At 41.4% G+C, this 12,785-nt stretch carries 5 protein-coding genes; all 5 read right to left on the bottom strand.

Annotated elements, in window-relative coordinates; translation table 11 throughout:
• Nucleotides 1–61: 61 nt before the first annotated feature.
• Nucleotides 62–1,669, bottom strand: coding sequence for a SpaH/EbpB family LPXTG-anchored major pilin (locus tag DXA93_RS11115; protein WP_119208330.1), 1,608 nt, complete (start codon nucleotides 1,667–1,669; stop codon nucleotides 62–64).
• A 115-nt stretch (nucleotides 1,670–1,784) separates the two neighbouring features.
• The gene (locus DXA93_RS18565; RefSeq protein ID WP_243109215.1) at nucleotides 1,785–3,500 is read right to left on the bottom strand and encodes a Cna B-type domain-containing protein; all 1,716 of its coding nucleotides are present in this window, start codon (nucleotides 3,498–3,500) and stop codon (nucleotides 1,785–1,787) included.
• A gap of 146 nt (nucleotides 3,501–3,646) precedes the next feature.
• On the bottom strand, nucleotides 3,647–10,777 hold the full coding sequence (locus tag DXA93_RS11110; RefSeq protein ID WP_243109214.1) for a hypothetical protein: 7,131 nt from the start codon (nucleotides 10,775–10,777) through the stop codon (nucleotides 3,647–3,649).
• A 21-nt stretch (nucleotides 10,778–10,798) separates the two neighbouring features.
• Entirely contained in the window at nucleotides 10,799–12,232 is a 1,434-nt protein-coding gene (locus tag DXA93_RS11105) for an Rrf2 family transcriptional regulator (RefSeq protein ID WP_119208328.1), read from the bottom strand.
• 278 nt (nucleotides 12,233–12,510) lie between these two features.
• Nucleotides 12,511–12,785, bottom strand: a 275-nt coding sequence (locus DXA93_RS11100) for an IS66 family transposase (protein WP_147399548.1), incomplete at its 5' end; no start/stop codon positions are given.

Raw genomic sequence — 12,785 nt, 5'->3', positions numbered from 1 at the left:
TCCCGGTACAATACCGGGAAGATGAACTGTCTTTTTATCCATTCTTAAACTTCAGAATGTCTTAGTTTTTTGCTTTCTTTTTACCAAAAGCTTTGCTTGCTGTTAATACACCGAAAAGAACGATACCAGCCAGTGTTACCATAAGGGCACCCTTGCTACCAGTAGATGGAAGCTGTGCACCTGTTTTGTTTTCTACAGGTACTTCTGGAGAAGTTGTTGTATCTTTAATTTCTGTACCTGTTGTTGTAGTTCCATTGTATGTGTAATCAACTGAATAGCTTGTCAGTTTTCCGGTTTTTGGATCATAGTTTGCTTTAATCTCAACCTTTATGTCGCTGAGAAGTTTATTGTATCCTTCTGGAGCTTTTGTCTCTCTTAAGTAGTAAGTTCCGGCATCAAGACCTTTTACAAGAACTTTACCGTTATTACCAGATACAATTACATCGGATTTGAAACTTTCTGCTGTAGCTTCCTCAGGTGTTGCCACACGGTATTCACCATCAGTTACTTTTTTAATGTTAACCTTGTCTCCAGCTACTTCACCATTTGCTTTGTAAAGCTCGAATTCTGCCTTTGCAAGTCCAGTCTTATCCGCACCATTTAAATAATATTTGAAGATTGTGAAATTGAAAGTATGTACATCTACGATGCTTGGTTCAGATTCACCTTTGTTATCTGTTCCTGGTTTATTACTGTACTCAACGGTAGCAGAGTTCTTGTTTGCATCAAAACCAGTTACGGCATCTTTATTTAAGGTTGCCGTATAAGTTACTTTAATTTCCTGTCCTGCTTTGTTTGCATTAGAAGCAAGGAAATTGTTCATTGTAATTGTAATGTTCTGTCCGTCCTGTGTTAATGTATAAGTATTATCGCCAGTACCTGCAGTAACATTCTGCACATTTTCACCTGATCCAACTGTCACAGAAGTAATTCCTTTAAAAGTAAGTCCTGTGGATAATGTATCCTTGAAGTTAAATACATAAGAAGTATATCCAGTCATATCTGGTACTTTAGATGTCAGTGTGTAAGTTACTGTATCACCAATGTTGACATCATCTGCATTTTTGTTGTCATTTACTTTTTTTACTACTGTCGGGTAATTGCTCTTCATGTTAATTGAAGTATCACCTGTAACGCTGACTAAAGATGCTACGGATGTGTAACCCTGTTCTCCAGGTGCTGTAGATGTATCTGTTGCACCTACTGGATACACTACATAATATCCATAATCCAGCTTATTAATTACCGTAGTACCAGCGGTTGTAGGTGCAGTTGTATGAGTAGCATCTACAATAGTTTTATTCTTAAGAATCCAGTCCAAGATATCTTTTGCAAACGCTGCGCCATTACTTCCATCTTTTCCGACCTGATCTTTAACATAGTTATATGCCGCTTCACTTAAAGCTTCACCTTTTAAACTTTCAGATCCTGATATTCTAATATTATTCTTAAAAAATCCCTCATATGCACTGTTCAGTGTATATGCTACATTATCGCCGTTTTTTGTTGCTGTAAAAATCTGATACAGATCCAGGGTCTTTCCTGCCACTGTATTGTTGACTGTCAGGGTTCCTTTTGGAGCTTCTGCTGCAAATACAGTCATGCTCATGGACAGTATCATGGTCATTGCCATCAGAACTGCCATAAATCTTGATACTAATTTCTTCATGTTCCTCTTCTCACTTTCTTTTGATTTTTTATTGGTTCGCTTTGGATTCTTTCAGCCTTTACGGTGGAAGTTCCCCACGCAGCCATATCTCTCTCATGACCCTGCTCCCCCTTTCCTACATCGCCTGTTTCCGTTTCCTTCTGCGTCCGGTATAAAGCAGAAACGCTAACAACAGACCACCTGCTATGATAAACATCATAATGCCCTCGCCACCGGTATCCGGAAGCAGTGCAAAATGCCGGTTGGTAATCGTGAAAGTAAAACCATCTTTAGAAGTTTCGATTGTAGTTGTATATCCTTTTATTTCCGTTTCCGTAACAGAATATTTGTAATAATGCAAAGTTCCGTCAGTATCTTTTGTATAGGCTGGGAGCAGCTTGTCGGGTTTTTCTGACTTAATAATCTCCTGCCATGTGGATTTTGAGATATCGCCTTTTACCACATAGTTTTCATATCCTGGCACAACTTCTGTTTGTTCCGCTCCATCTGCGTCTGTGCAGCTTCTGGAAATCGTGACTGTAATGGAATCCGGCCTGATACCATCCATATTTCGGAAATCTTTCCAGACCTTATTAATGGTCAGATTTACAAATTCATCACATGGATCCTGTGTGTCAGATGGTTCCGGTGATGTGCTGTCCCCTGTATTTACTGTAGTTTTGGCATCTGACATCAGAACCGCTTTCGCATCTGATACATAAGCATTCAGATCTGCCGTTTCGGAAGAATCTTTTGTTGCCATGACCGCATTCTGCAAGGTGTCATATGTATCTACCTGCACTACATGTTTTACAGAAAAGATGCTCCATCCATTTTCCTGGCTGAACGTATCTGTCAGGACAGCTGAATTCTTTTTGATCTCATTGACCGTAATCGTCGGTTTTCGGTAGATTCGGTAAATGTTATCCTCACCTTCTACACCTGCTTTTGTATTAAACTCATATACGGAGTCCAGTTTACTATTTCCGCTGAATGGTCCCACCAGCTTGGATGTTCCACGGACCACATCGCAGTAATACATGTCATTATTCCGAAGAAGACCTTCGTCGTTGTAACCAACAAAGCCTCCGCTTCGCCCATCTGTTGCAGTACCATCCGCATCATTTCCTGCGCCGCCTGCGTAGACATTGTATCCGATGGTGATTCCATACACATTGCTGTCTGTGATTTTTGTCCTGTTTGCCTTGATTAGGTTGACACTGATGTTGGACTTTACATCATTATCTTTCGTTATGATTCCATTTTTATCACATGGAAGCTTAATAGAGGAATCTCCGATCTTAATGATTGCAAAATCTGTCTGCTGGCCGTTGTCTGGCGACATTTTGGACAGTCCAACGGAAATATCAAGTCCCAGCAAATTCACATGGATGAGATTTCCATCGTACAGCGCATCGACCTTCACAATTCCAAGATTGATATGCAAAAGGTTGGAATCCTGAATTTTATCCAGATACAGCACCTTTACAAGATTATCCAGAACTACGAGCAACGCATCCACCACCGTGGAATCCAGTTTTACATCCGCAAGATAGGCAAAGCTTGTTCTTCCGGCAAAGCCTCCGGCTGTTCCACCGGATTCTACCAGTTTCAGGCTGTTTTCCTGATTTTGGGCATCTCCGGCATTACAGCCTGACATTCTGGAAAGACTTGCGTAGCCGATAAATCCTCCTGCGATCTGTTCCTCTCCACCTTTACTCTGAACGGTATAACCACCAGGTATGCCTGCCACACTGCTGTCATCAATATGGGAGCCAAAAATATCCAGAACACCGAGGGCACCGCCAAGAAGCTGTCCTGCATTATCTCCAAGCACATCCAGTTTTTCCATTTTCACAACTCCGCTTTTTCCGGAGTAACCTACAAAACCGCCGACGCTGTTCAGACCAGTTACATAATTTAATCCTGTTACGCTGCTGTTTTTGACAGAGCCATTTAACAGTGAACCGCCAAAACCTCCCGCCGTTCCGCTATATGTTACTTCATTATTCTGGCCGGATTTTGTCGCTGTGTTAGCACTGACGCCAAGCCCTGCATCTGGCTGCCGGTGATCTTTCCGTAATATACATAGCTTCGGAATGCATCCAGCACATCGGTTTTTCCAAGCTTTAAAAGATACTGTAAGACAGAGGTCTCACCATTGGCACTAATATTTGCAGCACCGGAAACATCCGCAATACCGAAGCATCCTCCGGCATATTCACCGGCTACTACAGAGCGAATCTTGTCTGCACGGATTCCGCTTTCCGGTTTATCCTTCTCGCCAAGAACTGCTCCACAAAGACTTCCTGCGAATCCTCCAGCTGCTTTTGCATACCCTGTATTGCTTCCATTTTGATAGGTTCCGTTTACGATCACGCCCCAGTCATCCCAGGCTGACACAGATGCACAGCGGATGGTGGAAACAGTAGCATTCAGAACCTTAATCAGCTCTGCCGGAGCATTTACCATAAGAACATCCAGAAGTTTATTCAAAAGTCCCTGTTTTGTAGCTGTATCAATAGCTGCCACACTACCCGGATCTACTTTTCCGGCAAAACCGCCTACATAAGAAGTTCCATCTACACGCCTTAAATTTGTGATACTGCAGGAGGAAGTTTCATCTCCCCAGATTTGGCCGCCGATCATTCTTCCCACATAGCCTCCGGCAAATCCTGCCGGATCTTTGTCTGCAATACCGGTTGCTTTGATCCTTGCACCGGAACGATATCCTTCCACATGGGACTGTTTCACGACTGGCACAAAGGTTTTTAATGCTGCCAGACTGTCTGCACCTATAATCTTAAGGCCTGCCAGTGAAACGTCACCTGTGTTTGCCACAGAACCTGTAAGCATCTCACCAGCAAATCCACCACTGCATCTATAAGCCTCTGCCAACTGAAGATCTACAGCAGTACCGTTTGTAACGGTTCCTCCTTCCATCCGACCCACATAGCCTCCGGCAGAACCACCCTGTGTTGCTTTACTTGCCAGAATGCTCCGTCCTGCTGTAACAGCGTATCCATATGCATACTGGGAAATAATCTCATTTAACTGATTCTGATCATTGACTTCACCAAGTGCCTGTAATTTATTACCGTAACTTCCATAAGAACCGACAGCACCAACCCACTTATTCCAGGTATCCGTATCCAGTCCACGAAGCGGTCCATAAACAGCTGTATTCTTTTCTGTCGGATACACTGCCTGAAGAAGCGTCAGCGGATTATCTAGTTTGATAAGACCGAATAAAACCTTCAGACTTCCTGTGTCTGCAACATTCGCACACCGCATCAGTCCGGTATAGCCTCCAGCATATTCCGTTCCATATACGGAACGGATACGATAGGCCGCACATTCTCTTACGGTTCCTGTATATGCAGCACCTTTCCAGTTATCCGTATTGTTTCCCCAGATCTGACCGCCATAGTTGTAACCCGCATATCCTCCTGCAAGTCCACGGTAAATGCTGTCATCACTTTCAGCCTGAGCCCTCACAGCACCTCCACAAGGTACACAGGTTGTTTCGCTGTTTTTGATCACAGGAACAAATGCCTGTAAAACGCCAAGAAGATTATCTGCCTTGATCAGTCCTCCAAGAGCACTTAATCCATTTACCACATCTGCCGCATTCCCCGGCTCCATGATTCCAACATATCCACCGGCACTTTCACGCCCTATGATATGTGCAAAATTATAAGAATTACTATTTTGAATCTGAACTCCAAGAAGTTCTCCTGCATATCCACCGGCTTTTCCCGTAACACCGTCTCCGTCTGTTGCAAGAACATTAAATCCGCCTGTTGCTCCATAAACATCTGAGCTGTCTATGATAGATGCAACTACAGTCAGTGCTGATAACAGTCCTGTCGTAGAAAGAACATGATCCAGAACGCTTGCTCCACCGATGGCTGCCGTACTTCCCATAGCAGCTTTACCAATATAGCCGCCGGCATAACGATAACCATTTACCGCATATGCACTGTCATTTCCGTAATAACTGCTACCATCTTCCTGCTGCAGATTCTTCGGCTCACTGACACCTGTATGCTGCAATTTATTTACATCGGAATTGCTGATCTGTACACCAGTTCCGCATCCGATAAAGCCTCCGGCACTTCCGGCATCCGCATCGTTGGTGCTATCTTTTTCAAGAGTACCTGTAACGGTAACGGTAACGGTAAACCCTTTTTCTACAGAATTAACACTGGCATTACTGATCACCGGAACAAAAGCATTGACCAGGGATAGTAATCCTGTCAGATCAACCAGTTTTGTAAGAATTGATGATTTAGATCCAATCTCTGCAACCGCTCCGGCTTTTACCAGACCTCCGAAGCCTCCGGCATAACGAAGGCCTTCTACTTTCAGAAGATTTTCTACTGCCGTTCCTTTTCCGGAATCAACAGCATTTGCTGAATTATCTACATGACCGCTCTGCATCTCTCCAACGAAGCCACCTGCATAGCCTTCTGCGTTTTCAAATCCGTTGTCAGCTGTAACAGTCAATCCATCTGCGGTACCAGCAACTTTGCAATTTGTAATTTTGCTGGATGCAGCCTGCAAGACACTCGCCAACTCTTTCAGACTCAGAATCTTACCAAGGACACTGTTCAAAAGATCTCCTGTGGCATCTCCTGCCTCCGCTGCACTTCCGGACCGCATGATTCCGATATAGCCACCGGCATGATACGGCGCTGTGACTTCTTTTACATTAGTCACATCAGAGTTTTTAACCATAACTGCTTTTCCATTACCGATGTATCCTCCGGCATCTCCAAGCGCCACATCATCATTTTTTCCGGATGCTGTTACGACTAAGTTGTTTCCTTCAATAGAAGAATCGGAAATTCTCGGATAAGCCACATCCATGACACTGAGAAGTTGATTTACATCCAAGAGGCCCAGTAACTTAATAGAACCTGTCTGTGCCACATCACCAGGCATCAGCCTTCCTGCAAAACCACCGGCATAGCTGGTTCCCTTTATATAAGAGAGTCCGGTAATATTTGTTGTTGCAATCGCACCAGTCTCACCTTCTGTTGTTTCATTCTCGCTATTCGTGACTGCTGAAATGAAATCTGCTTCTTCACTATTCTTTTCACCTGTAGAGCCATTCGAAGATGAATTCGTGTCTGTGTCAGCTTTGAATCCGGAATTGTTGTTTCCATAGTTGATATCTACTGCCTGTCCTTCACCCAGAAAACCTCCTGCCATATCAGCGGATACCTGAGGATCAGAACCATTCGAAACATAGGCAATAGACGTATTATTGAACTCCGGTCTCAGGGCACTGACAACTCCAAGCAGGTTCTCCAATTCAATTCCTGTCAGTTTTGATGTAGTGGAATCTCCAGCACTTAATGCATCTCCGGCTTTAGCAAAACCTGCAAAGCCTCCGGCTTTTCCTGATGTTGCAGATGCAGTAACAGTTTTCAGGTTGCTGATCTTAGTGTCCCTTGCTCGTCCACTAATGCATTCTCCAATAAAACCACCACTATAACCTTTCTCATTGCCAGTAAACACACTATATCCTGACGAAACACCTGAAACAGTGCTGTCAACTGTAAACGTCTCAATCATCTGCCCTACAGAAAGAAGGCTGTCAATTTTCAAAAGCGGTAATCCAAGAAGTTTAATACCACCAACATTAGCAAGAGTACCACTTCCGAAATATCCGGCAAATCCTCCTGCACACTTTCCAGCCGTTACAGAATTCAGATTTGTGACGGATGTTTTCCTTACTTCTCCACCTGTTCCATAACCGATAGCACCTCCGGCACGACCATTCTCCTGATTTGACGCAGTAACTGTAAGTCCCAAAGAGCCTCCGTTTACGGAACAATCTTTACATTCAAAACGCATGTAGTCTGCTGCTGTAACTGTTCCGCCAAGGACATCACTGACACTGGTCATTTTAGCGTAACCTAAGATTCCTCCAGCATTCTCTGTTGCTGAAACAGACATGCTTTCTGATGCAGTAATACTATTAGAATGCTCATTAAAACTGTAAGAAATACTGTTTTTTGCAAGCATACGATTCAAAGCTTTTGTAGTTGATTTTGAACCATCTGCAAGTTCTGAAGTATTAGAAACCTGAACAGCTCCGGCATATCCTACAAGTCCGCCGGCATATTTGCCACTGGCATCTAAGGATATCGTACTTCCGTCAATGGTACATCCGCTTATAACAGAAGGGCGAAGTCCCACCAGGTTCAAAATATCCATATCCGTAATATTACCGTTCAACAAACCTGTAAGAAGTTTTTTCACAAGATCAAGAAGACCTTTATTTTCATCAATAGATGTAACAGCACCAAGGGTTGCTAAGCCGGCAAATCCTCCGGTATAATCTTTTCCGGACACTGTACCAAGAGAAGAAATACTGCAGTTCACGGCATAACTGTTACGCATTTCTCCTATAAATCCACCTGCATAACCACTTTCCTTACCAGAGCTTCCTGTCGCAGATACATTTGCACTGCCATTAATGCTACATCCAAGCATTACTGTATTGACCGGGAAATCAGCTATTTGGATTCCCAGATGATCCAGTGCACCTGCAACAACTGCATTGGAAGCACGACCAATAAATCCTCCTGAGTAATCTGTACCATTAACACTCTCAGTACCATTAACTGAACATCCAGTCATTACAGCACCTATTGTTTCACCAGCAAATCCACCTGTATAATTCTGCCCAGATATCGTATCATTGCCAGATACTGAACAATTGCTGAACACCGGATTCACATAGCCAATTGGAATCAGGTTTCCAACACTTAGAACGCCTCCATTCAAAAGCGTTGTAATCAGATCCCCAAGACCTAATACTGGAATCAAGTTTAATAAAGTACTAAGTGCGTCCGTTACTCCTTTAAGCACTCCTGAAAGGGCTTCATATTTTGTAATACCTGAAATGTACCCGACAAAACCACCTGTCCAGCTGTTTGCATTAGACACTCCTGATAATCCTTCTACATGACAGTCTGATATTTGTACGTTTCCTTTTACAACACCGGCAAAAGCTCCTGTTGAAAAAGATTTTGGATCCTTTTCCAACCCACTTGATAATCCCAGGATTTTTAAAACTCTGGTCAACACTACACCAAGCAAACTAAAATCTTTTTTAATAGAATTCGTTGTCGTTGATACAGAAACTCCTGATAAGGTAAGATTTTTTACGACAACCTGTTTTGATGAAATCTGTAATGAACTGTCATATGGGGTCGATAAACTTCTGAAAAATCCAACACCATATTCCGTGTCCGAGCTACTTCCATTTGAATAAGCACTCTGATTAATTGCTGTGTCCTGTACCATCTTTACATTACTGATTTTGACATTAGCACCTTCTGTCATTCCCTTGCGGCCTTCCATATTTCCCTGGAAGTTCTTTATAGGAGTCCAGTTATCATCTTTCCCATTAGAATTAGTCCCTTCTTTGGAAAGATCAATATCACGAAAGATAATATAATTCGCATCCTTACTGTATTTATATCCAGATCCTGCAATATTGGTATTGCTACTTTTGGATGTATCATAGGTAAGGATGTAAGTTTTATTCTCGTCAACCGTTATACTTTCCGGAGTTGTATCATCAGTAAAATCACTTTCGTCACCATCACTTGTAAAAGCATCTATATCATCACTTTCTGACTCAGCTACTTCCTCACTTTCTACCGGAGTCATATCAATCAAATCTCTGTCTTTTACAGTTGCACCTGCTTCAACAGATGCCGCTTCGGAAGCACTGGCAGTACTGTCTGTCGCAGTTACCGTCATATCGGCTGACTCCTGAATAGTACTGCTCACATATACATAACGCTTTGTAGCTGTTGTGCCAGCTATATCCAAGGATGAATTATCCAGATATTCTGTTTCTCCCAGCTTATGGTCACCTTTTTTATTTCCATACAATTCTTTTCCAGACCAATTATATGTATCATTAAACTTTACAATATCCGCATCACCCGGATAATACAGTTCTGTTTTGTATGTCTGTGTATCAGCTGCTGGTTTCCAGGCTGTATATCCACTCAGTGCGCCCCCAAGTATTCCCGGCTTTTTCTCTCTTGTTTCATACACTCGCCAGATTGGCTCTGTCACATCCGTATCTGTTCCGATTGCCCGAAGCTGTGTTTCATTTCCAATCAGAATATAATTTTTATCACCAATCTTTTTTACCACCTGACCGAAATAATTTCTTCCTTCATAGTCGGACGGATATGCGCTAGTAATATCCTGAGTTGTCTCCTCTGTCCCAGCCTTATTTGCAAGAAGCTCCGGTGTTTCTGTTGTAAATGAAGAAGCAAGCACATAATTATGTGTTTTGCTGTAAGTAAGATAGGAACCATCTTCCAGTGTAAAAACCTGTCCCATTCCAACTTTTTCAGCAATATAATCCTCGCTCATTACAGGTTCGCTGTCTGAAGATTCCCCTTTCATCAATTCAAGCTGGTATCGGTTATACACATAAATCGTATCAGTCACTGAATCATATACTGTGTTGCCCGTGCGCTCTGATGATGAAGTGATGCTACCTGTAAAATCTGATGGGAAGTTCCAGACATTTTCATTATCTATTGGAATATCATTCATCAAACAATAGGAAGCGTCTGATGCATAGGTAAGTTCTGCACCATCTGCAAGAACCTTATCCCCTTCACCAACATTTCCATCTTTGTCTCCGGAAAACATCTGTGTTCCTGTACCGATTTGCAGAAGTTGCTGGTAATTGTAGATACATATTTTTCCATCTTCATAATCTGGATTTGCTTCTTCCAAAGTATCTGAGGTGTTTTCATCCTCGATAATTGTTTCTTCTCCATCTGTAAATCCTTGATCTTCAGAATTACCAAATTCCTCTGTTACTTCAGAACTAATATCTGTATTTGGCTCTGATTCTCCTTCAAAAGAATCAGGAATATCACTTTCCGTGATATCAGATATTTCAGATGTATCACTGCTGAAACCATCCTGTTCCGATATATCTGTAATTTCACTATTGGTCTGCACATTCATTCTTTCTGAATCTTCAGCATTCGCAACTACGACTTGCGAAGATAATAATGTAACACACAGAACAACTGCTGTAATTCGTCTTAAAACACTCAATTTCTTGTTCATAAAATCGCCTCAAATCTTCTGTCATGCTTGACTTTTTGTTACTTTTAACCACTCTGGCTGCTTTGCTGCCGCCGTCAAGCACTGGATCAGTTTTTTAGAAAACGCTCCGCATTCACCATTTGAAATCATCCGTATCGCCTCTTCTGGTTCATATTTTCTTTTGTATGGACGATCATTGATCAATGCATCGTAAGCATCAACAATCCCAACGACCTGTGCGCACATCGGAATCGCATTCCCTTTTAAACCGTCTGGATATCCTGATCCATCATATCTTTCATGGTGGTGTCTGCATATTTCATAGCTATATTTGTTCAGCTTTTCCGTTGTTATCCCCTCTGGGAATCTCTGGGTCATCGCCGCACCTACTAATGGATGTTGCTTTACTACATTCATTTCTTCATCTGTCAATTTTCCATTCTTATTTAAAATTTCAATTGGTACTTTTATCTTTCCAATATCATGAATCGGTGCCAAATGGGCTACTGAAGCAATTTCTTCATCCGTAATTCCATATTCCGGATATTTTTTCTGTAATTGAAGATATACCTGTTTCGTATAGAAACTGATATCATCTTGATACCCTACTTCAACTAACTGATTATGATTTAATACAGTAGTTAAAAGTGATACCATATCCCAATACTGCTTTGCCATATCCTGTTCCATCTTTATAACCGTGTTCTGTAGAATCTTCTCATTATGTAAGGTAATAATTGCAGTATTCTCATTTGCATCTATATATTTTTTTGCTTCCATCCAAACATATGCATTCTTATCTTTTCCAGTAATTCTGCGATATGGAAGATCTTTTTCCATACATCCATCAACCAGCTTTTCTTCTAATCCTTCAATTGATAAGAAGTCATGAACCATTTTTTTATCAGAAGCATACACATATCTTTCTATATATTGATTTATGAACTCTTCATAACTTTTTGTTTTCCTTACTTTCTCATACACTTCACGGATATGTGAATATACACACTCGTAGCTTTTTTCTTTCAAGTTCAGTTTTAATACAACATAAAATCGTCCAAAATATTCATCTTCTCCAGGACGGATAACGTCTGAAACCTTTACGCTCTCTAATTTATTATTGTATGTATTCTGCAAACTCAACAATATTTTATGTATCTTGCAGGTATCTTCTAAATTTCTGGGACAAAAACGATCTTCTTCCAAACAACGATTAATTGCCATTGTTTCCTCTACACACGATATAATATCCATTAAAGAAATGTTCTCCGGTTGTTTTGCCAGCATATAGCCACCATTTATACCTTCACAGGCATTGACTATTTTTGCATCTTTCAGTTTTTTTGCTATTTTAGGAACATAATTAGCAGAAACATTTAGCTTCCGTGACAATTCTGATGTAGATACCATCCGTTCCTGTGCCGCTAAGTAACATACAATTCTAATTGCGTAATCTGTCGAATTTTTCAGTTGCATCGTTATCCCTCTAATCTAAACCCTGCGAGGTCTTAGTTTATATCAAAAAAAATATCAAAATTTGATATCTTCAATATTTTTCGCTGATAATCTTTCTCATCAAGTGTGATATTATACGCTATTAAACTTAAAAATATAATGCACAAAGGATGAAAAATTTTTAACGTTTTTTTATTCAAAGTGCTCCATTTGCGATTAATGGTAAGCGCAAAATATTGCTACATTACTCATGAATTACGCTTGCACCAAAATGATAGATGCAAGCGTTTTACTCCAGTTTAGTTTTGACAGTTCGTTTTCGCAGTCTCGCTCCATGGGGCAAGCTGTTCCAACTGTTCATCTGACATTTTATCGTCTGGCCGCTGTGATAAGAGATATGTCAGATATTTATAGGTGTTCAGATCATTCGCTTTTGCCATCTCAACCATTGTATACACAATAGCGCTGGAGGCAGCTCCTTTCGGACTGGCACTGAACAGCCAGTTCTTCCGGCCGACAGTGAATGGCCTGATTGCATTCTCGCTAAGATTATTGGACAAACTGCAATGACCGT

The sequence above is a fragment of the Blautia sp. OF09-25XD genome (assembly GCF_003482095.1).
Taxonomy (GTDB): Bacteria; Bacillota; Clostridia; order Lachnospirales; family Lachnospiraceae; genus Fusicatenibacter; species Fusicatenibacter saccharivorans.
This window is presented reverse-complemented; position numbering and strand designations above follow the sequence as displayed.